This is a genomic window from Deltaproteobacteria bacterium, assembly GCA_016219225.1.
Taxonomy (GTDB): Bacteria; Desulfobacterota; RBG-13-43-22; order RBG-13-43-22; family RBG-13-43-22; genus RBG-13-43-22.
The window spans coordinates 1-21,856 of record JACRBX010000347.1; the positions used below are offsets into that span (position 1 = coordinate 1).

A 21,856-nucleotide genomic window follows, 5' to 3' on the forward strand; every position below is an offset into this window, starting at 1 on the left:
AATCCTTCTTTCCCCAATTCCGAGAGAAGCTGTGGAAGGTTGTTTTCGATCAATTCTTTTCCGATCGAATCGTTGACCATGATCTGGGCATGGAGATGATGATCCGTCATTTTCAACTCGATGTTCAATTTTCCCAGACCTTCCGGCTCAAGAAAGACCTCCAGAGAAGAGGGACCATGTCTCTTTACCGTGAAGATCTGCTCCTGGGGAAGGACCATTTCCAGGGATCTCTGGAAGTGTGCCGAGGATGGTAATTTATGGGCCGGGTTATTTTCAGGATTAATCGAATTTCCAGGAGAACCATTGGGTTCAAAAAGTTGAGGTTGACCGGCCTCCACCTTCCAGGTGGTCTCTTGATTTTGGATCAAATCCTTTTTCTCCAGGCCTTCTTGAGCAAGGGCCATCTGCCTATCTTCATTGACCCTATACAGGGAGGAAATCTTGGTTCCGGCATTAAAATCTCCTTCCTCTTTTGCATTACCTGTAGCGGGACTTAAATCAAGGGGATTGATTAAAAAGCGTTTTTCTTCTTCTGATTCCCCGGTTTTGATGAAAACGCTATCCTTGAGTGAATCAACAGAAAACAACCTTTTCTGCTTCTCCTGGGACACGAGAGGGACGATATTTATATCGGCTTTGCCGCCTTCTTTATTAACAGCTGGTGCGTTCGGAATAATCCTATCCGTTGATCCCGGATCAATGGAGTCCGCCAAAGCAGAGTTTTTTCTCCCCTCATCTCCGGCTTTGATAATAATTCCATCACCGAAAGATTCATCGGAAAACAACCCTTTTTGCTTCTCTTGCGGCATGAACGGGACGGTAGTTAAACCGGCGTTGAGGCCTTCTTTTTTAACAGCAGGTGCGTCCGGAATTATTCCATTCGTCGATCCCGGATCAATGAAGCCCGTCAAAACAGGGTTTTCTTCTCCCCCATCTCCGGCCTTGATAAAATTTCCATCCCTGGAAGATTCAACGGAAAACAACTCTTTTTGCTTCTCTTGCGGCATGAGCGGGACGGTAGTTAAACCGGCATTGAGGTCTTCTTTGTGAACAGCCGGTGCGTTCGGAACAATCCCATCTGTAGATCCCGGATCGATGGAGTCCGTTAAAACAGGGATTGTTTTTCCCGGTTCTTCAGCCTTGATTAAATGGCCATCCAGCATCGAGTAGACGGTAGTTCGAATAACTTTTCCCTCATCACCACCGGCCCCTGTTTTAATTGCCCCTTGGGATTCTGATTTCCCCAACAAACCATCGACAGGATAAAAAAAGGGATCGAAAGCCTGTGTTACATCGACCTGCCCCGAAGTCGGTAGGGGGAGGGCTTCCTTCGTTTCTTTTGATTCTTTTTCGGGTTCTTTTGTCCCACCCGGTGCTCCTTGGCTTCCACCAGAACTCTGACCCGTGCTATTTAGGAGCATTGAAAGAATCGCCATTAAAAAGTTTGAATTCTGGCCGTCCGCAGGGAGGATTGGCGTTGGGTTGACCGAACCGGGGTTCCCTTTTTCTATCAGATGACTTCCCAAATCCATCCCATTAACAGCCGACATCTTTCCGATTCCTGTTCCTCTTGCTATAAGAAGCAAGCGCACTTTATACCGAATCTTCAGCCCAGTGAACGCCACGAAGCATGAAAATAGGTTTCGCCAGACCGCGATTTTAATTTTTTATTGTTTACTTTGAGCTTTGGGCTTTCAGCTTTGAGCTATTTTCGAACTAAGAATATCAATTCCCGTGCCAAAGGCCTATGAGGTTTGTCAAATGGGACAGATCCAGATCTTGTTTTCAAATTTTAATTTAAAAATAGATAGCAAATTGAAAATAGATTAAAATTGATGCTCTCGTAAAAACTCGTCATTCCCGCGCAGGCGGGAATCCAGGCCACACATAACCAGTTAAAAACACTGGATTCCCGTTTTCACGGGAATGACGAAAATGGACGTTCGGCGACTTTTTACGAATCCATCAAAATTAATAATTTTAGCGATTAATTTATCAGAAAAATTCAGGAAATGGTAATGAGATAGGAAAAAAAATAAAAGGCTATTTGGGAAATAGAGCCTTTACGCGGGAAAAGTTTTCATTTGATGGGAAGTTTTTTCTCGGTCCTGGAAATCCCTTCAGTAAATTCGGCAACTTTTTTGGGTTCCATCGTGGATAACAAGGCCCCTGCTTTTTTGGTGTTCATTTTGAATATTATTTGAATAGCAAGGGACTTTTCGAGTCCGGCCAGTCTGATGGCCCCTTCTTCCGGAGGCATGGCTTCAAATGTTTTCACCAGATGCCCTATCCGTTCCGAGCGAAACTCTTCCAATTTCTTTATTCCCTCTTCGACCTGGCTCAGCAACTGGTTCAGCTTTTGTATCTTGGCATCGACCTCTTTTTCGATGTTCTTTATTCGTTCTTCTTCTTTTTTGAGCCGTCCCTCTTTCTCGGTCAACTCTTGGCGTTTCTGTTCAACAGATTTGGCTGAATCCTCCAGCCCATAGGCGGTCGAATGTATTGAGACCAGCAGCCCCATCCCCATTAATAAGACCAATCGCATCCAGTTCATTTTCGTGACCTTTTCACCAGGCTTAAATAATCCAGGGACTTTTGCTCCCCAAGGTCCCCTTCCCTTTTTTCCTGGAAAACCATTTTATTTTTAAATACTTCGAAGGCCTTCATTTTTTTATAGGCTTCCAGAAGGACGGCTTGTTTTTCATTTAACTCACGGTTGATACAGGCTATTTCTTTGTTTTTCCATTCGATCCTGGCAAGCAGAAAAGAAGAAATCCCATAGAGATAATCCACATCCTGTTGGTTAACAACCCATCGATTCTTAAGCCCTTCCTCAAAGCGACCGATGTTATCTTGAAGTTGATCGTCCAATTCTGTTAATCGGGTCTTTTCCTGGGTTAATCGGCTCTGGATTTGATGGCATTGTAACTCGATGACCTCCTTTTGGTGATCGAGCAATTCCCCGATTCTGGAAACCGTTTTAAGGCGTTGGCTCATGGATTTCCAGCCTAAATTTCTTCAGGGGTATCAAACAGGCAGTAAAGCCCTTGCAGACAATCGGAAAAATCTCTCTTTTCATCCATCTTCTGACGTAAGTAGGCCTTCATTTTTTCGATCATGGCAATGGCATAATCGACCTGCTGATTCGACCCTTCTTTGTACATCCCGAGATTGATCATGTCTTCGAGCTTTTTATAGCGGGCCAGAGTCTCCACAAATTTGCCGGCATATTCTTTATGCTTGGGATCGACGATGTCGGGCATTATTCGACTGATGGAATGGAGGACATCGATGGCCGGATAGTGGTTCTCCATGGCCAGATCCCTGGAAAGGACAATATGGCCGTCAAGGATGGCTCGGGCAGCATCCGTAACCGGCTCGGTCAGATCATCCCCTTCCACCAGGACGGTATATAAACCGGTGATGCTTCCCTTCCCCCCATCGTTACCTACCCTCTCCAGGAGTTTGGGAAGGAGGGCAAAAACCGAAGGCGTATATCCTTTGGTTGTGGGTGGTTCTCCAATGGCCAGTCCGACCTCCCGTTGGGCCATGGCTATCCGGGTTAAAGAGTCCATGAGGAGAAGGACGTCACGCCCCTGTTCTCTAAAATATTCGCCAATGGCCGTAGCCGTAAAAGCAGCCCGTACTTTGGCCAGAGGAGGTTGTTCCGCAGTTGAAACAACAACAATCGATCGCTCCAATCCTTTTTCCCCAAGGTCTTTTTCTATGAATTCCCTAACTTCTCTGCCCCGTTCTCCGATCAGGGCAATGACATTAAGGTCGGCTTCCGTATATTTGGAAATCATGCCGAGTAGAACACTTTTCCCTACCCCGCTTCCGGCCATAATCCCCACCCTTTGGCCTTTGCCGCAAGTCATCAACCCGTTGATGGCCCGGATCCCCAAATCAATCGGCTCGCAGATTCTTTGCCTTTGAAGCGGATTGGGGGGAGAAGAAAATAAAGGAAACTCTTTCCCCCGTATGGGTCCTTTCCCATCCAAAGGTTCCCCGTGCTCGTTAACAATCCGGCCGATCAATTCGTTTCCCACCCGGATGGAGACCTTCTCTCCAGCCGGGAAAACCCGACTTCCCGGTCGGAGGCCGGAAAGTTCACTGGAAGCCATAAGCAATGTCTTTCCATCTTGAAATCCAACTACTTCGGCTTCCAGAGGATTTCCGCGATCCCCATAAATCGTGCAGGCTTCCCCGACCTGAACCTTTAAACCCAAGGCCTTGATCAGAATCCCTGTAACTTCATTTATCCGACCGAAGACCCTTAACGGTTCGGATTGATTGACTGCTTCAAGATAAGGGTTTAAATCAGGCATTTCCTAAATGGTTCCTCAGCTCGTCGATAATATTTGAAAGTTGGAAGTCGAGGTCTGTCTGGATTTCCTCGGAGGGACTGCAGACAATTGCCCCGCCTTGCGGGACATTATTGTCGAGTTTAAAAATGAGGTCGGAAGATAATTCCAAAAATTCTGTTTTTTTCTCCATAAACAGATCATAGAGAGAACGGTTTAATTTGATCGCAATCGGATCGGTTCGGCTTATTTTATTGATCGCCTCCTTGACCATTTTCTCAATGATCTCCGGATGCAGGGAGAGTTCTTCTTTTAAAATTTTTCTGGCCATGGCTACGGCCAGTAAAACGACCTGGGGTTCCAGCTCAGACAACTGTTTTTCTTTTAAGCTATTAATTTTTTTAAATAAATTTTCAAGGTCGGTAATTAATAGGCCGGCTTTTTGTTTCCCCATTTCGTATCCGGCTTTTTCTCCGGAGGCATATCCTTTCTCAAAGGCCTGCCGTTCAATTTCTTCGGGATTGATCTTTACCGGATGGGCCTTTCCCGCCTTATCTTGGGAAAGGCCCTCCAAATAAGGCATGGAATAAGTGTCTACTGAACATTTCTTGATGACCTTGGTCCTAAACAATGAGTTCTTCCCCCCCCCGTCCGGCGATCATAATCTTTCCTTCGGTCTCCAGTTTACGGGCGATCTTGACGATGTTCTGTTGGGCCTTCTCCACTTCCGAAACCTTAGCAGGTCCTTTCAATTCCATTTCCTCCTTAAGGATTTGAGCCGCCCTCTGGGACATATTTTTTAAGATTTTTTCTTTTAAACTGCTGGAGGCCGTCTTCAAGGCCAGGGACAGATCTTCCGTTCGGATTTCCTTGAGAATCATTTGGATCCCCTTATCATCAACCTGGACCAGGTCGTCAAAAACAAACATCAATTGACGGATGGAATCAGCCAGTTTTTGATTTTCCTTTTCCATCTTTTCCAGGATCATCTGTTCAGTGGAGCGGTCGCTGTGATTTAAAATTTCAGCTACGGTCTTGATCCCTCCGATTTTCCGCCCTTTGGACTTTTTCATCTCCAGTTGCCCTTTTAACACCTCTTCCAGTTCGCTGATGGCGCTCTCGGGAATATTTTCAGTGGTGGCGATCCTTCGGGCCACATCGTCTTTCAAGTGATCCGGCATCAGGGACAAAACCTCCGCGGCCTGAGCGGAATCCAGTAAAGACAGGATCAGGGCCATGGTTTGAGGGTGTTCGGCTATCAGAAAATTAGCCAGAGTCTTGGGAGCCATCCACTTCAAGGCATCTAATGAAGTCTCCTTGGCGGCCAGCTCCAAAATCTTGCCGGCATTTTCCTCACCCAACCCCTTCTTCAAGACCTTTTTGACAAAATCGCCACCAGTAAGAGGCATGTCCCCGCTGTTTATTTTCCCGTTCACTTCCTGGATGATCTCATCCACATCCTGTTTTTTGATCGTTTTTAATCGGGTGATGCAGGTGCTGATCATGCCCACCTGATGTACTTCCAGATTTTTCATGATCTCGGCAGCGGCTTCCTCTCCGATAGATAATAAAAAAATGGCCGCTTTTTCAACACCGCTGTAAGCCACCGGTTATTCCTCCGTCCAACCTTTAATGAGAGAAGCGGCTTGATCCGGATTTTTCTTGGCCCAATCGCGGACATCCTCTTCCATGGTTAAGGCTTTGGGTTTAGGGGAATCCATCCTCCTTTCAATTTCGGCCACGGTTTGGGGAAGGGCTAAAGAGCGGCCCCTGGAATCAGGGGGGGATGGAACCAGCAATACTTTGGTCAACGGCTTCAGGATAAACAAGAAGATCAGAAGAAAGGCCAGCACCGGTCCGGCATATCTGGCCCCGGAAAGGAGGATGGGCCAATAATCCCTGGCGGGTTCAGGCAAATCTTCCATTGAGGCCACTTCAAAAGGCATGTTGACTACCCGGACCTCGTCACCCCTTTCCTGGGAAAAACCAATGGCCTTTTTAACCAGATCTTCATAGCGTTTGATCTCTTCTTCAGTCCTGGCCGTATATTTTTTTATTTTACTCCCTTGGGGAACCGCGTACGATCCATCGACCACCACGGCCACAGAAATTTTTTTCAATTCCTGGGACGGACTGATCACCCGGCTAACGGTTTTACTGAGTTCATAATTAACTACTTCGCTCTGTTTTTGAACAGATCCCCCGGAGGAAGCTGTTTGAGGGGGCTTTTTATTGGGAAGGTTGGATGTCGCTCCAGGGACCCCCCCGGAAAGGCCGGAGATCGATTTTTCCTGATTCTTTTGTTCGCTCCGGACCACCTGGCCGTTGGGGTCAAATTTTTCTTCGGTTTTTTCCGTTCGTGTAAAATCAAGGGTGGCAAAAACCTTGGCTTTGACCTTATCTCTGCCGGTGATCGGTTCCAGGATATGGACCACGTGTGACTCAAGTTCTTTTTCATAATTGCGTTGCAATTCCAATTGGTTATTACTAAGCTGCATAGTGTCGCCCTGGGTCGGACGGGTCAGCATGCCGCCCTGATTATCAATGACGGTTATTCCCTGAGGCATTAACCCTTCAACACTGCTGGAGATGAGATGCACAATCCCTTGTACCTGATTCTGTGATAAGGCCCTTCCCGGCCTCAACTTTACCATGACCGAGGCGCTGGGTTTGGATTCCCTTTCCATAAAAAGATTCTTTTCCGGTACGGCCAAATGGACCCGGCAGCTCTCTATTTCCGGAAGGGCTTGGATGGTCCGGGAAAGTTCCCCTTGTAAGGCTCTGCGATAATTGAGCTTCTGGACAAAGTCCGAGGTTCCGAAATTGGTTTTATCAAAAATTTCAAAGCCTATTCCCCCCCCCTGGGGCAGGCCTTGGGCGGCCAATTGAAGTCTGGCCTCATAAACTTTTTCAACCGGGACCAGAATTCCCCCCCCCGCGACCTGATAAGGCACCTTGAGTTCCTTTAATTTTTGTATAATCTGTCCGGAGTCTGCTTCACTGATATTGGAGAAAAGGATCTGGTAGTTAGACTTCTGCGACCAGGAGAAGACGAATATCAAGCTGGCCACCATTATTCCGATTAAAACCAAAAGGCTTATTTTCTTGTTTATCGGCCAATTGGTTATGGTCTCTATTAAATTTCCCACCTTTATCCCCTATTATCGAACTAAATTTGTAACCGCATCATCTCTTCATAGGCACTAATCAACTTGTTTCGGACTTCAATCATAAGCTGAAAGGATACATCGGCTTTTTCCATGGCAATGACCGCGCTGGAGATATCTCCGCCATTGGAAAGTTCCTGAATGGCTTTTTCGGCCTCATTTTGGACGGAATTAACCTTAGTGACCGCATCTTTTAAAACGGCCTCAAAACCTTCTCCCCCTTCTTTTGGGGTTGATTTCCCCTGGATGCCGTTGGGAACGGCAATAGAGGTAATCCCTGCGAGTTCATCCATTAGAATCTCCCTATTTCTAAGGCCTTAAGAAACATCGTCTTAGACATATTGAAAGTGGTTACATTGGCCTCATAGGCCCGAACCGCCATCATCATGTTGACCATTTCTTCCATGATATTGATATTCGGAACATTGACAAAACCCTCCTTATCCGCATCGGGATGACCGGGATCGTAAATTTTTTTGAATGGCTCCTGGCTATCGACTATCTGAACCAGTTTAACGCCTTCCAAAGTGGTAGGGTTCTCCGAATCGATTGGAAGGGTAGAAAAAACACATTCCTTTTTTTTGTACGGCCCTCCGGCTTCGGTCTGCGTGGAATTAATATTGGCCATGTTGGATGCAATGGTATTCATTCGGCCCCGTTGAGCATCCAGGGCCGAGGCGCTTACCTTAAATATGGCAAAGCTGTCCATAATCATCTCCCTTTTATGGCATTCTTAAACATCTGTAATTTTTTTGACAGCAGCTTGACCCCGGCCTCATATAAAAGAGAATTCTCGGTCATATGGGCTAATTCCATATCCAGGGCGACGTTGTTTCCATCCTCCCAGGAAGCCCGTTCCACCGCGGTCATCCCGCCGGTTTCTTTCAAATTGACAGGGCCTTGTTTATGCAGGGTGCTGGTTTTGGTTAAGCCGAGGGACGGGCCGAGAGAAGGGTTGTTCATGGAGTCTTTAAAGGAGACATCCTTGGCTTTATATCCCGGGGTATCGATATTGGCTATATTGGAGGCCAAGATCTTGTGTCGAAAAGCACTGGTTTTTATGATCTGTTCTAACACTTGAAATCCGAAATCCATGGTTGTTTTCCTTTAATTTGAAAAAAAGTTTCAATGCCAGACCAGGCGGGCATGAGGCTTTAATATATTTATATCAAAATTCATGCCATTTTTATATAGAACCGGTTTTGGGTTTTTGAAGCACACCACGGTTTATTCCTGTTAGGAAGCCGGAAAAAAATTCCCATATTCATGGAGTTTATTCCTGATAGTCCTGACGCTGACGCCAAGGATCCGGGCGGCCTTGGTCTTGTTGCCATTGACTTCTTTCAAAGTTTTCAGGATCATGTCTTTTTCAAAATCCTTAATTTTTCCTTGAGAAGGTAAACCCGGAGGGGACTTTTCTTCGATCATAAAATCCATCAGATCAATGAAATCATCCTTGCACAGGTGAACGGAACGGTGGACCGTATTTTGAAGCTCCCGGATATTTCCCCGCCAGGTCCGTCCGATTAAAAAATCCATGGCCTGAGGGGTAAACCCCTGGATATTTTTACCAAGGACCTTGGAAAACTCTTTCAAAAAGTGATGGCCCAATAAAGAAATATCTTCGGGGCGTTCCCGTAAAGGGGGGATTTGGATTGGAAAGACGTTGAGCCGGTAAAAGAGGTCCTCCCGGAATCGGCCGTCCAGAGATTCTTGGTATAAATCCCGGTTGGTGGTCGCTATCACCCGGATATCGATAGGAATGGACAGGTTTCCGCCCACCCGGTTTATTTCCCTTTCCTGCAAAACCCGTAACAATTTGGCCTGGAGATTCAGGGACATTTCCCCGATCTCATCCAGAAGGATGGTGCCGTTGTTGGCGAACTCGAATTTCCCTATTTTTTTCTCCGTGGCCCCGGTAAAGGCCCCCTTTTCATGGCCGAATAATTCGGACTCCATCAGACTGTCGGGGATGGCGGCACAATTGATGGCGACCAAAGGTTTTTTGTTCCGGCCGCTTTTTTTGTGGATGATCCCGGCCAGGAGTTCCTTCCCGGTCCCGCTCTCTCCATAAATTAAAACCGAGGTGTCACTCGGGGCCACTTCTTCGGCAATCTTCAAGACCCGCATCATTTTTGGATTATCGGTCAGCAAGGTTCTTTCCTGATGAAGCCTTTCCATAAGGGATCGTATTTTATTCATCAGGGTTTCAAAGGAAAAAGGCTTCAATAAATAATCCGAGGCCCCTTCCTTCATCACCTCTACGGCATCTTGAATGGTACCGAATCCTGTAATGACCAAAATAGGGATATTGCCGATCTTACGTCTAATCTCCTTTAACAAAGAAAGGCCGTCCATCCTGGGCATTTTCATGTCCGTGACGATCATGGAAAAATGGGTCTGATCCAATTTGTGCAGGGCCTCTTGTCCGTCACCCGCCAGAATGGCTTGAAAACCGACCCTTGATATGGCTTCTTTCAAGGCCGTCCGCATTTGATGATCGTCATCAACAACAAGAATTGGATTCATACCGGGTCTCTTTCCTTATCCATTTTTTTTCGCTAATCCTTTGGGTTATGAGAGCAAACCCTCACCAGGCGTATTGAATTTGGGAAAAATAAGTTGAAAACAGGCTCCTTCCCCTTCTTCACTTTGAACTTTGATGGTCCCGCCGTGGGCCTGCATAATATTGGCGGCTATGGACAGTCCCAATCCGGAGCCTTTCTCCTTCAAACTGAAAAAGGGGTCAAAAATCCTTTCCATAAATTCAGAGGGGATTCCCGGGCCATAATCTTTTATTTCAAGGACCGTCTCTTCCCCATTTCCTTTTTTAAGAAAAAGTTCAACGGCCCCTTCTTCCGGGGCGACCTCAACGGCATTCAAGAGGATATTTAAAAGCACTTGTTTAATGAGTTCCCGGTCACCCCAAAGCCGCCGATGTCCATTTAAATGTTTCCCTAATCGAATCCTTTTGATTTCGACCAAAGGCCGGAGCATAAAAAACAACTCCTCCAGGGTCTTTTCAAAATCAATCCAGTCAAAGCAAGGTTTTTGAGGGATGGCAAAATAGTGCATGTTGGTCAGGACATGATTCAGACTGGTAATCCCCTGGGATATGCCTTTGGCCAGTTCGGAATGAACCGAATGTTCCAGATCCCCGGCCAGCATAGAGGCATAGAGTTCCATACTGCAAAGCGGATTTCGTATTTCATGAACCAGCTTGGCCGCCATTTCACCCATAGCGATCAAGCGCTTATTCCTTTCCTTCTGGATTTCCAGCTCTTTTAAAAGGGAAATATCCTTAATAAGGACCGCATACCCCCTGACCAATCCATCCGAATCCTTTATCGGAGAACGGGAAAAGATAACCTGACACCTTTTTTTATTGGTGACCAGAAATGTGGTTGTCCCTTCCTCCAGAATGACAATATCCAGGTCATGAAAAGGCCGGCCAATTATTCCAGGGGATTTCATACCCAGCATTTCTTCGGCCGCCCTATTGATCATGGTTACCCGTTCCCTGGGATCCAAAACGATGATCGCCTCTCCAAGGCTTTGCAGGATGCCGTTCAAAAAATCTTTGGCTTCTTCGGCTCTATTTAAGGCTGCTGAAAGTTGCAGATTGGTTTCCTCCAAAACACCGGTCAAATAATGGACTTCCTCCTGAAGTTTTTGGTAATAGGCTTCCAGACTCTTGGAGGCCGCGGTAAAATCGGAAAAGGCCGTTTGAAGGTGGCTGGCTTCGATCATTAATAATGTTCTCCCATCTTTCGCTGCACATCTTTTTCCCGAAGGCTGACCTTGGCTAATTTACTCAAAATGGAATTACTGGCCTTAATCCTACCTAATATCTTTTCGGCTTCTTCACCGGACGACAGGGTGCCTGCCCGATATAAGGCCCATTCATTTAAGGGGTCCTTTTCCAGGGCCTTTTGGTAATAGGTCAGGGCCTCTTTCTTTTTCCCTTGATCGTACAACAAATCCGCTAACTGAATATAAATATTGGCATTACCATCCAGTCTCCGGAGGTTTTTTTCAAAAACGGCTAAGGCCTTAGGTACATCCTTGGCCGAGGAAAGGGTATCTTCAAACAAAGGCAGATCTTGGGATTCCATCTTTTTTAAAGATAAAATGCGTTCAGAGGCCGCCCGGTACTCCATTCGGGCGTGAAGTATCCGGGCTTCCAAACGGAGGATTTGGTCTCCCGTAACTTTATGATTCTTTAAAGCGTTGAGACCCTCCAGGGCCAAATCCTGGTTTCCGGCCTCAACGTAATATTGGACCAGGGTGATCAGGCTTTGAATCTTGACCCTCCCTGATCCGTTTTTCACCAACCATTGGAGAAGCGCGAGTTTTCCGGTCCCCTGCAATGATTCAGCCATGACCAGGAGGAAAGGTTCCCGGGAGGTATTCAGTAGCTTCTGGCCGACAAGGCCCCAAAGGGAAGCCATACGGTTGGGATCTTTTTCCTTCATTTTTAAAAAGAAACCCTCTAATTCTGAAAGCGTCTCTTTTTTAAGGGGAGACCGAAGGCTCAAGGCTTTGATCCACCCACTGGCCTGTTCAAACCTCTCCCCTTGAATATCCAATCTGGCCAGTTTTATTAATATGTCCTCATAATTTTTCCCGGCTGGATACTTCCACTGATATTCTTGCAGGGTTTGTCTGGCTTCATTTATTTTACCGGCCCCGGACTGGGCCTCGGCCAAATTGAAAAGGGCCTCTTGCCCAATCTTGGTATCCGAAGAAGTCAAAGCGGATTTAAGATATTTTTGGGCTTCATCAAATTTCCGGGCTTTCAAGGCGACCTGACCCAAGGCAACCTCGGAATTATTTTTAAAAACCGGGTCCTTTAATGACAAGGCAAGATATTGAACGGATTCCTGCTCTCTACCCATTAGTTGAAGGTTCTTTCCATAGTAATAAAGGTTCTCCCCGGATTGCATTAAATATTCCTTACCCCTCGAAATGCCCTCGGAATAGGCGGCATCGGCTTCCTTCAAGCGCCCCAGCCGATGGAGGATATTGGCCCTACCGAAGATCGCGTCCTGGCCTTTTCCCGCCTTCTCATAATGTTCCAGGGATTCCGGCAAAAGACCAAGGGCCGATAGGGTTTGGGCTGCCCCCAAGTGGGCTTTTCCCAAATATTTGGATTGATTAAATTGGGTCAGGAAGATCTTGTAAACCGTTTTGGCTTCATAATAATTTTTGATCCGATGATACCCTTCGGCCCTTTCCAGAAAGGCCAGTTCCTTCAGTTCTCCTTGGGGGGCCAAGAGATACGCCATCCGGTAATGCTCCATGGCTTCAAAAGGTTTTTGGACCCTTTCCAAGGCCCTTCCGTAACAAAAATGGTAATAAACCCGGGTTTCTGGAGCAGGGCGATAGGCGGCCAGGAATTGAATGGCCTCGGCCGGGCGATTGGCCTTAATCAAGGCCCAGGATTTTTGTAACCCCGGGTCGATAATCCCCTCCTCGAGAGACCGGGCCGGAAGAGAAGCCGGTATCGAAAAGATCAGGGTTATCAGGATGAAAACAAGGTGCTTCCTCATGCTTTATCCAGAAAGCAACAACTATGCCATGGGATTCAACTGGAAAATGGAAGGGTGGGAAGAGCCGACTTAGGGGGGCTGGGTCTTTCCAACTGCCGTGTTTATTAATATTTTTTTGTTTTTTCTCTAAACCCGGTTCGTTTTAGGCCTTCTTTAAAGAACCGAAGGGTTGTCAAGATAATGACACCGGGGAAGAGGCGGCCAAGAAAACAACTATGGCAGGTCTGGATTCTCTCCTGCGCGGGAATGACGATTTTTTACGTGACCATCAATGATGACGGATTCGTAAAAAGTCGCCGAAACCCGCATTGCGTCATTCCGGCGAAGCCGGAATCCAGATATTCAACCAATTCTGGACCCCGGCGCCTGTCCCGGACCTGATCCGGGGTTCGCCGGGGTGACGACCTCGGAAATTTTTTACTTGTTCATCAAAGATCGAGCTCTAATTTTTTGATCTTCTCCAATAAGGTGGTTCTCTTTAAACCTAAGAGCTCGGCGGCTTTGCTTTTAACGCCCTGGGATTTTCGTAAGGCCTGGCTGATCAAGTTCCTTTCTACCTCTTCCACCAAAGTATTCAGATTAACCCCCTTCTCGGTGAGTATAACCTCACGGGGGGATTCATCCGGTCCCGTTTGGCTTTCGGAAATCTCTTTTCGGGGAACAGTCTGGAATTCTTGAAACCTTTGAGGGAGATCTTTTGCGGTAATCAGACTGTCATCGTTTAAGATGACCATCCTCTCGATCAGATTCTCCATTTCACGAACATTCCCGGGCCAGGGGTATTGTAGAAAAAGCGCCATCACCTCCTGATCGATCCGGATAGGCTCTCTTTTTCTTTTTCGTGAAAAATAATTAATAAAATAGTCGGTCAAAACCGGAATATCTTCCGGCCTTTCCCTCAAGGGAGGAATGCGGAGGGGAATTACGTTTAAGCGATAAAAGAGGTCTTCGCGAAAATTACCGGCTTTGGTTTCCCTTTCCAGATTTTTATTGGTGGCTGCCAAAATCCGAACATCGACCTTAATGGTTTTGGATCCACCGACCCGTTCAAACCTTCCGATACGGGTATTGATGGCCCCGGTAAAGGCCCCCCGTTCATGTCCGAAGAGTTCCGATTCCAGAAGATCTTTGGGTATGGCCGCACAATTAAAGGGGACAAAAGGATTCTGACCTCTGAGACTGTTATAGTGAATGGTCTTGGCGATCAGTTCCTTCCCGGTTCCGCTTTCTCCCTCAATTAATATAGTCGCATCGGTATCGGAAATTTTTTTTATCAGCCCATAAACCTTCTGCATTTGTGGTGAATTTCCAATCAGGCCCTGATAATCATACCGTTGTTTCAACTGCTTTTTTAGAGAAAAGTTCTCTTTTTTTAGTTTTGAAAAATCAAGGGCTCTTTGAACGACCAACCAAAGTTCTTCTAAGACAAAAGGCTTGGTAATATAATCGAAGGCCCCTAATTTTATGGCTTCCACTGCTGTGGCAATGGCCCCGAATCCGGTGATGATAATCGCTGGGATATTGATGTTGAGGGAGGCTATTTTTTTCAAGACCTCCATGCCGCCCATGCCCGGCAGGACCAAATCCACCAAATAGAGATCTATTCCTTTTTCTTGAATAAGCTCGACGCCTATCTCGCCATCTTCGGCTACCGAGACCTCAAAGCCTTTTAAATGTAAAAATTCTTCCAAAATACTCCGGACCGCAGGATCATCATCAATCACTAAGATATGGGGCATGGTCTCCTTTATTCCATTTCCAGATTATTTTGGTTTTGCCGCCTGATTTATTTTCGCACAACTATTTATTATGTCAAGAAAAAGGTGTATTAGAAATGACTTTATTGGAAAGGTGGCCGGAATGGGGTGCTATCGGGGTTCTTTTAAAACATAGGGATACCAATCTTCTTGCCTTAATCGGTCCACCTTAAGGACCATAACCTCATTGGTATCGGATTTAACAGCCAGTTTCCTCCCCTTGCCCCCCCCCACATCCTCTGAAATAATGGGGATACCTTCCCGGGCCAGAATCGTTTTGGCCATTAATATATTTTGTCCCCCCAGGGTGTTATCCGAAGAGGACCGGGGATCTGCGCCTCCGAATATCTGGGCCTCCAGAAAGGATTTCTCCGAACCGTCTGCCGTCATCAGCTTGATCAGGGTCAGAACAGCGACATTACCATATTGGACTGTGGCCTTTTTCGGTTTGGAAATCCTCGGATAAAGGAAGTGGGACAGGCCGCCATACCGTTTCTGGCGGTCCCAGAGGTAAACCGTGACGGCCGACCCCATAACCGAATAAACCAGGGTGGGCTCCCGGCTTAAAAAAATATAACCGGGTTTCAAAAAATATTGAACACGTTCGATTTCCTGGTTTTTGGGGTCTCCCAAAGACATCGAAGCAAATATTCCGGCACCAATCTTATTGATGGGGATCGAATTGAATTTGAAGAGTGATCGGTTGTCCCTCGGCCGAAAAATACAGGACAAGATCTGAAGGTTTATCCGGGGGGGCTTCGTCTGGAAAAGATATTTTTTGAATGGACGGAACACCTAAGGTGTAGACAGCCGTTTTATCGAAGACGGAAAATAGATTGCCGCAAATCATATTCGTCAATTCACAACCCATGTCCAACACCTGAGATTCACTCACCTCTTCCTCAAATCCCAGAAAATTCATGGCCAGCGTTTCGCCAAGATCATAGGGGAGGATGAGTTGCAACTGTCCGGTCTGGGCCCCGGAAAAACGGATTTCACTTTTTAAAAACCAGGGCCCCTGGGGTTGCGGAAGGTAACCGGTCTCCTTTTCCGGTTCGGGCAAGACCTCCGGAGACAGCGGGTTCTCCTCTACCGGCTCTAAAAAGGTAAAAAACATGGTTTCAAAGATATTGAGAACAGCGGAAAGGGCGGCGTTTCGCATGGCGTCAGACATAAGGTTTCTCCATGATACGAGTCAAAACATCTCGTAATCTTTCGGGATGGAAAGGTTTTTGGATATAATCTTTAACCCCCAGGGCAAATAATTCCTGCAGACGGGTTTCACTGCCCTCGGTCGTAATCAGCACCACGGGAATGCCTTCATAGTGTTGGTCGCCTTTTAGTTTATGGACCAATTCCAATCCGTTCATCACCGGCATATTCAGGTCCGTCAGGATCAAATCAATCCAATGAGCAGACAGGACAGTCAAGGCCTCAGCGCCGTTACCGGCTTCCAGACATTCCCCCAAGTCAAAACCTGAAAGCGTCAGGGCCTTTAAAATGACCTTCCGCATCGTCTGGGAATCATCAACAATCAAAACATTATATGCCATGGTTGGTCCCTCATTAATGACCCGGTGGTTTCAAGCTTATTGCACCTGGATCATGGCTTCCACTTTTTGGATCTGATCCCCCAGTTGGGCCATAAATCGTTCAATGTCTTTTTCATCTAATCCAAAATGATGCATGACTTGATTAAAACCGGTATAGGATAATCCATCGACCCCTCCACCGATACCGGTCAGCATGGCGATCAGGTCACACAAATAAATCTGGTAAACCAGTTCCTGTTCGGAATGGGCCGATAAGGGAGTATGATGGTACCGGATGGCCTGGATGATTCCCTGGGGAAAGTTCCATTCTTCGGTAATCAAAGCGCTCAGCTCGGCATGGTCGATGCCCAAAACATCTTTTTCTGCGGTCAGGAAGGAAATCCCTTTGGCTCGAACCTGTTCCTTTATGGCTTCAAATTGCTCTTCGACATAAGAATGCAGTAATACCTTGCCGATATCATGGATCAGGGCGGCCGTAAACAATAAGGGGCTCTGGTCTTTCTTTAATCGTTTAGAGATGATTTGAGATAAAAGGGCCGTACTGACCGAATGTTTCCATAATGCACCAGCCTCTAAATCATAGCCGGAAACGGCCTTCCCCAGGGTCGAACCGGACACCGTGGCCATGATAATCTCAAACAACTGGTTGAACCCCAAAAACATCAATGCCTCCTGAAGGGATCCTACCGGATAGCGCAAACCGAACTGGGCCGAATTGCAGATCTTCAATACATTGGCCGTTATGGCCTGATCGTATTGAATCGTTTCAACGACCTCTTGAATGGAAGACTTAGGATTGTTTATCAAATCCAAAGCCTTATTAACAACCGCCGGAAAAGGGGGCAGTTGGCGGGTGGATTTGATAATGGCCTCGACGAAACTCATAGTTCTTTTTCTCCCTCCCCGGAATAGCGAAGAAAGACTTTTCCGGTAGCCAGATCCATCCGTACGGTCCGGGACACCTGTCCCCCCACATCTTCGGCCTTGATCAGGACATTATTTTTCCAAAGGATCTTTCGCAGGGCCATATAGTTTCTTTTTCCGATATTAAAAAATCCGGAATCATCCAGGATTTGAGACCCGCCGGCCACCTTGACGATAATCCGGCTTTTAGATGCGCCCACTCGATAGGCCTCTTTAAAAAGCATTGGTATTCCGGTATCGGCAAACATAAAAGGATTCTTTTGAGCCTTATGGGGATCGATCTGTGATTCCGGCAGCATGTAGTGGAGAAGCCCCCCGACCCCCGCCACCGGATCGTAAATGGCAACCCCGATGCAAGATCCCAGGGAATAGGTAATTAATCCGGATTGCTGGTCCCGGCTGACCCCCATATCGGCGATTCCAATGATTATTTTCATGTTTTTTTATAAATAGCCGGTTTCACATAGTGGAAAGGATGTTCGATTCCGGTCAGACTTTCCGAGTGTCCGATGAAAAGGACCCCCCCTTTTTCCAGGTTTTCATAAAAACGGTTTACCAACTGGGTCCTGGTTTCTTTGTCGAAATAAATCATCACATTTCGACAAAAAATACAATCAAAGGATTCATTGAATGAAAAGGATTCCATCAGGTTCAGCCGCTGGAATTGGACCGTGGATTTTATAATAGGTTTTACTTTTACGTGATTCCGCCACTGGTTTTCCCCGCGGAGAAAATATTTTTTCAATAAATCCATGGAGAGGGACTGCATTTTGTTTTTAAGATAAATTCCGGATTGGGCCACAGCTACCACCTTGGTAGAGATATCGGTGGCCAGGATCTTCAAATCCCAACCCGATCCGGGTGGCAATGATTCTAACAAAGTTATGGCAATGGTATAAGGCTCTTCGCCGGTAGAACATCCGGCGCTCCAGATCCGCAACTTCTTTGGGTTGTTTCCCTTTCCCCCCTTTAAAGAAGGAATGATTTCATTTTTAAGATAATCGAAGTGCTGGTTTTCTCTGAAAAAATGAGTGAAATTGGTGGAGATGGAATCCAGCAACTGGATCATTTCCTCCCCCGATGGGTCGTTGATGACAAAGTCATAATATTCGCGAAAGGATTGGAAATTGCCGTTTCGTATCCTTTTTCCCAAACGGGCCTTGACCAGCTCTTTTTTCCCGTCATGAAGATTAATTCCGGATTGGTCGTAAACCAGACGGCTGATCTTGACAAAATCGGCCTCGGTAAATTCAAGGGGCTGATACATGGAATAATTCAAGGACATAGGAGATCCTTAAAACTCCTGAAAATCTTCTTCGGTTAAGGGGATAATTTTCTCAGGGGATATTTCTTGCCCTTTTAAAGGGGTCTGATGTCCCGAGAGCCTTTTGGCAGGGATGGGGGATGGGATTCTCCTGGCCCCGGGGAGATGCCTTTCCTTCCCCTTGTGACCGTTATGGCTGATCTTAAACTCGGACATGATAGCCGCCAATTCCTCAGCACTGGCCGCATTGGTTTGGGTCCCGGAATTCATATCCGCCACGGCTTTGTTGATCTGCTCAATCCCTTGTGACTGCTCTTTGGAGGCCGAAGCGATTTCACCCACTAAATCAACGGCCTTGGACGTGTTAGCGGCCACCTGTTTGAAATCCTGATCGGTCGAAGTCACCAACACAGCACCGCTTTTTATTTTCTTGACAATATCCTCGATCAGGTTGGAGGTGTTTTTAGCCGCCTCGGCGGCCCGCATAGCCAGGTTTCGGACCTCATCGGCCACCACGGCAAATCCTGCACCGGCCTCACCGGCCCGGGCCGCCTCGACTGCGGCATTCAAGGCCAGCAGATTGGTCTGGAAAGCAATCTCATCAATGGTCTTGATGATCTTCTGGGAATGCTCACTGGCGACCACGATTTCCTTTATCGATCCACTGAGTTCATCCATGGAGATTTGGGTCTTGGCCATTTTTTCTTTGGCTAAGGACATGAGGCGGTCGGCCTCAGCGGCATTCCCGGCATTTTGTTTCGTCATGGAAGACAACTCCTCCAGAGAAGAGGAGGTTTCCTCAATGGAGGCGGCCTGTTGAGAAGCCGCACTGGAAAGGGTCTGGGACATGGCCGTAGACTGGCTGACCATTTCTCCCAGTTTATGCCGCATGGCATTGACCGATTGGGCCAAGGCACCGATTTCATCCTTGGAAATCAGGGTTATTTCCTGGGTCAGATCGCCATCAGCGACTTTTTTAATGACTTCCATGGCCTGTTTGATCGGATTGGTTATAATTTTAGCCATATAAATTCCGATCACCAGGGAAAGGAGAATAGCCGCCATCATCACAAAAATCAGGATGGTTTTGACTAATTGGGAACTGGTAACCGTTGCGCCATACTGGTCCTTGCTTAATCGATTTTCCAATTCCATCAAATTTTTTACATGCTTATTTAAAATTTGAAATTTTTCATCGACCGAACCCATGAAGACCGTAGCGGTATTTAAATCGGCCATGGACATATCAATGGCATTTAAAGCCACTTTCTTATATTCCATGAAGCTCGGTGCGATGGCCTGGATGAGTTTTTGTTCTTCCGGGGAAAACCCTTTGCCACCGACCATTTTTTGGAACGATTCCCATTCCTGATTAATCACTTTAATTTCTTCGGTTCTGAGCTGATCAATCTTTTTTTCATCATAATTGGCATGGGCCCAGTTAATGATTTTATAAATATTAAAATTGATTTCAGTCAAGGCCGTCAATATCCTTGAAGTCCATTGATAGCTCTGGAATCGTTGATTAAAAAAGGAATCCATTGCCTCCTGCTGGATCTGAATCCCGCGATAGGAGACCGCGCCTAAAATAATCAATAACAGTAACACCAGGACCGGCCCGGCCAGGGATTTATTGATCATTCTTAAATTGCCCAGGATCTTTTTCATGGTTGCTCCTCTTACCGTCAAGGATTGGATTGATAATACTTCGGCTGGTATCCGGGGGCCGAATAGGGATTTCCTATTGGTCCCCGGACGGAAAATGCTTTATTTATAAATACCGCAACAAAAGATAAGGTCATCCACCTTTTTAACAAAAGTGGTCTTGTCATCCATTTTTTTGGTAACCGGGTTAGTCCATTTATAATCCACCCAGCCGCTGCCTTTTGATTTGGCCAACTCCAGCCCATCCTTGACAAAAAGTTTGCCGTCGGCATCTTTTAATCCACTAACGTCTTTGCCGATCAATTTTTGATTGGTCCCATGGGCCAAAACCGTCCCGTTTACATCCCAGATAAAGATATACAACTCCCCCTTAACAAACTGCCCTTTAGGATTACTGAATTCAGCCAGGGCCTTATCTTTCCCATTGGCCTTGTAAAATTGAATACCTTTTTCTACCAGCGTTTTGGCTTCATCGGCATTTCCGGCAGCCGAAGCGAACCCGATTAAACCCGTTAAGAAAAGACCCGCAATCAAGACCACAATCCACTTTTTCATTCTTTCCCTCCATTTCTTGGGTTGATGAACCCGGCCAGGCCGGGTGTAATACCGTTTTTTTTCAGGCCGTTTTTTTTGTTTTTTTAGCGGAATCGATGCGCTGGATAATTTCCTCCATATCAAATCTCCAGGATTTGCCGACCCTGAACCCGGGAATTTCACCGCTTAGCGCCAACTTATAAATGGTTGATTCCGTCAATTTTAAATAGTGTCCTACTTCTTTCGCTGTCACGATAGTGGCCATAACGATTCCTTTTGATTTTTCAATTTCGACACCCTTCTCAGGCCGCTTTTTCCATCTCGATCATTTCTTCATCGCCGAAGACTTTGTCGATGTCCAGAAGGATCTTGACCGCTCCCCCGGTTTTGGCCATACCAAGAATATAACCCGTATCCATTTGCGTCCCGAAAGCCGGCGTATCTTCTATTTCCCCGTTTTTGATGTTCAAGACCTCAGAAACCGAATCGACCACCACCCCCATCAAAACATGTCCGGCACCGTCCTTAATTTCGACGACGATGATGCAGGTCCGTTCCGTATAATCCATCTCTTCCATATCGAACTTCAGTCTGAGATCGGCCACGGGGATTACTTTCCCCCGAAGGTTTATCACCCCTTTAACATAAGACGGTGTTTTGGGGACCGGAGTTATAGGCATCATTCCGATGATCTCCTTTACCTTCAGGATAACAATCCCATATTCCTCACCGGCCAGAGAAAAGGTCAGGTATTTCCCTTCGCGATCCAAGGAAGTTTTTTGACTCTTGTCCACTGATTCTACGATCTCTGCCATTGTTGATACCTCCATTTGATTATACAGATGGTCTTTCCCCCTCGAGGTGAGGAGTTGCTAATTATCTCTATTATCGGTTTTCGAGAAAAAAACTTTAATGCGAACAACAGGTCTGAACCCTATAAAAAAATAAAAATCAAAAAAAAAGGTCCAAATTGCTTAAAACTCCTGAAACGACCCTTCTTCCAAGGAAATCATCTCCTCCGGTCCGGCACTTTTGACTTTGGCGGCCGGCGTTTTTCCCCTGGATTTTGGAGTCCTGATTAAAGAAGTCTATTCAGGGACAGGAGTTACATGATGACTATGTAAAAACCCGTTATT

Annotated in this window: 24 protein-coding genes; all 24 read right to left on the reverse strand. The window is 46.4% G+C overall.

The window, feature by feature from the left end; translation table 11 throughout:
* On the reverse strand, positions 1–1,247 hold a 1,247-nt coding region (locus HY879_27735), incomplete at its 3' end, for a flagellar hook-length control protein FliK (GenBank protein MBI5607141.1).
* Between the two features lie 833 nt (positions 1,248–2,080).
* Positions 2,081–2,554 (reverse strand): hypothetical protein, encoded by a 474-nt coding sequence (locus HY879_27740; GenBank protein MBI5607142.1) that lies wholly within the window; start codon positions 2,552–2,554, stop codon positions 2,081–2,083.
* On the reverse strand, positions 2,551–2,997 hold the full coding sequence (locus tag HY879_27745; GenBank protein ID MBI5607143.1) for a flagellar FliJ family protein: 447 nt from the start codon (positions 2,995–2,997) through the stop codon (positions 2,551–2,553). The genes HY879_27740 and HY879_27745 overlap by 4 nt, the downstream gene beginning before the upstream one ends.
* An 11-nt stretch (positions 2,998–3,008) precedes the next feature.
* On the reverse strand, positions 3,009–4,328 hold the full coding sequence (locus HY879_27750) for a FliI/YscN family ATPase (GenBank protein ID MBI5607144.1): 1,320 nt from the start codon (positions 4,326–4,328) through the stop codon (positions 3,009–3,011).
* Positions 4,321–4,935 (reverse strand): hypothetical protein, encoded by a 615-nt coding sequence (locus HY879_27755; GenBank protein MBI5607145.1) that lies wholly within the window; start codon positions 4,933–4,935, stop codon positions 4,321–4,323. The genes HY879_27750 and HY879_27755 overlap by 8 nt, the downstream gene beginning before the upstream one ends.
* Positions 4,928–5,911 (reverse strand): flagellar motor switch protein FliG, encoded by a 984-nt coding sequence (gene fliG / locus HY879_27760; GenBank protein MBI5607146.1) that lies wholly within the window; start codon positions 5,909–5,911, stop codon positions 4,928–4,930. Before fliG ends, HY879_27755 begins: the two co-directional genes overlap by 8 nt.
* 3 nt (positions 5,912–5,914) lie before the next feature.
* Positions 5,915–7,453, reverse strand: a complete 1,539-nt coding sequence (gene fliF, locus HY879_27765; protein MBI5607147.1) for a flagellar M-ring protein FliF — start codon at positions 7,451–7,453, stop codon at positions 5,915–5,917.
* Positions 7,454–7,473: 20 nt separating this feature from the next.
* Positions 7,474–7,764 (reverse strand): flagellar hook-basal body complex protein FliE, encoded by a 291-nt coding sequence (fliE, locus tag HY879_27770; GenBank protein MBI5607148.1) that lies wholly within the window; start codon positions 7,762–7,764, stop codon positions 7,474–7,476.
* Entirely contained in the window at positions 7,764–8,180 is a 417-nt protein-coding gene (gene flgC, locus HY879_27775) for a flagellar basal body rod protein FlgC (protein ID MBI5607149.1), read from the reverse strand. The genes fliE and flgC overlap by 1 nt, the downstream gene beginning before the upstream one ends.
* A gap of 2 nt (positions 8,181–8,182) precedes the next feature.
* Positions 8,183–8,566, reverse strand: a complete 384-nt coding sequence (flgB, locus tag HY879_27780) for a flagellar basal body rod protein FlgB (GenBank protein MBI5607150.1) — start codon at positions 8,564–8,566, stop codon at positions 8,183–8,185.
* A gap of 141 nt (positions 8,567–8,707) precedes the next feature.
* Positions 8,708–10,000 (reverse strand): sigma-54-dependent Fis family transcriptional regulator, encoded by a 1,293-nt coding sequence (locus HY879_27785; GenBank protein MBI5607151.1) that lies wholly within the window; start codon positions 9,998–10,000, stop codon positions 8,708–8,710.
* 45 nt (positions 10,001–10,045) lie between these two features.
* Positions 10,046–11,221 carry a PAS domain S-box protein gene (locus HY879_27790; protein MBI5607152.1) on the reverse strand — a complete coding sequence of 392 codons (1,176 nt, stop codon included), beginning with the start codon at positions 11,219–11,221 and terminating at the stop codon, positions 10,046–10,048.
* On the reverse strand, positions 11,221–13,023 hold the full coding sequence (locus HY879_27795) for a tetratricopeptide repeat protein (protein MBI5607153.1): 1,803 nt from the start codon (positions 13,021–13,023) through the stop codon (positions 11,221–11,223). Before HY879_27795 ends, HY879_27790 begins: the two co-directional genes overlap by 1 nt.
* Before the next feature lie 428 nt (positions 13,024–13,451).
* The gene (locus HY879_27800; protein ID MBI5607154.1) at positions 13,452–14,762 is read right to left on the reverse strand and encodes a sigma-54-dependent Fis family transcriptional regulator; all 1,311 of its coding nucleotides are present in this window, start codon (positions 14,760–14,762) and stop codon (positions 13,452–13,454) included.
* Between the two features lie 129 nt (positions 14,763–14,891).
* Entirely contained in the window at positions 14,892–15,419 is a 528-nt protein-coding gene (locus tag HY879_27805; GenBank protein MBI5607155.1) for a chemotaxis protein CheD, read from the reverse strand.
* A 25-nt stretch (positions 15,420–15,444) separates the two neighbouring features.
* A complete protein-coding gene (locus HY879_27810; protein ID MBI5607156.1) occupies positions 15,445–15,954 on the reverse strand; it encodes a chemotaxis protein CheX in 510 nt (169 codons plus the stop codon).
* Positions 15,947–16,333 carry a response regulator gene (locus HY879_27815; protein ID MBI5607157.1) on the reverse strand — a complete coding sequence of 129 codons (387 nt, stop codon included), beginning with the start codon at positions 16,331–16,333 and terminating at the stop codon, positions 15,947–15,949. The genes HY879_27810 and HY879_27815 overlap by 8 nt, the downstream gene beginning before the upstream one ends.
* Positions 16,334–16,369: 36 nt before the next feature.
* The gene (locus tag HY879_27820; GenBank protein ID MBI5607158.1) at positions 16,370–17,218 is read right to left on the reverse strand and encodes an HDOD domain-containing protein; all 849 of its coding nucleotides are present in this window, start codon (positions 17,216–17,218) and stop codon (positions 16,370–16,372) included.
* Positions 17,215–17,694 carry a chemotaxis protein CheD gene (locus HY879_27825; protein ID MBI5607159.1) on the reverse strand — a complete coding sequence of 160 codons (480 nt, stop codon included), beginning with the start codon at positions 17,692–17,694 and terminating at the stop codon, positions 17,215–17,217. The genes HY879_27820 and HY879_27825 overlap by 4 nt, the downstream gene beginning before the upstream one ends.
* Positions 17,691–18,524 carry a protein-glutamate O-methyltransferase CheR gene (locus HY879_27830; GenBank protein MBI5607160.1) on the reverse strand — a complete coding sequence of 278 codons (834 nt, stop codon included), beginning with the start codon at positions 18,522–18,524 and terminating at the stop codon, positions 17,691–17,693. Before HY879_27830 ends, HY879_27825 begins: the two co-directional genes overlap by 4 nt.
* 27 nt (positions 18,525–18,551) lie before the next feature.
* A complete protein-coding gene (locus tag HY879_27835; GenBank protein ID MBI5607161.1) occupies positions 18,552–20,189 on the reverse strand; it encodes an MCP four helix bundle domain-containing protein in 1,638 nt (545 codons plus the stop codon).
* 99 nt (positions 20,190–20,288) lie between these two features.
* On the reverse strand, positions 20,289–20,741 hold the full coding sequence (locus HY879_27840) for a cache domain-containing protein (GenBank protein MBI5607162.1): 453 nt from the start codon (positions 20,739–20,741) through the stop codon (positions 20,289–20,291).
* 61 nt (positions 20,742–20,802) lie between these two features.
* On the reverse strand, positions 20,803–20,985 hold the full coding sequence (locus HY879_27845) for a helix-turn-helix domain-containing protein (protein MBI5607163.1): 183 nt from the start codon (positions 20,983–20,985) through the stop codon (positions 20,803–20,805).
* Positions 20,986–21,022: 37 nt separating this feature from the next.
* Complete coding sequence (locus HY879_27850; GenBank protein MBI5607164.1) at positions 21,023–21,535, reverse strand: purine-binding chemotaxis protein CheW; 513 nt, start codon at positions 21,533–21,535, stop codon at positions 21,023–21,025.
* Positions 21,536–21,856 lie beyond the last annotated feature (321 nt).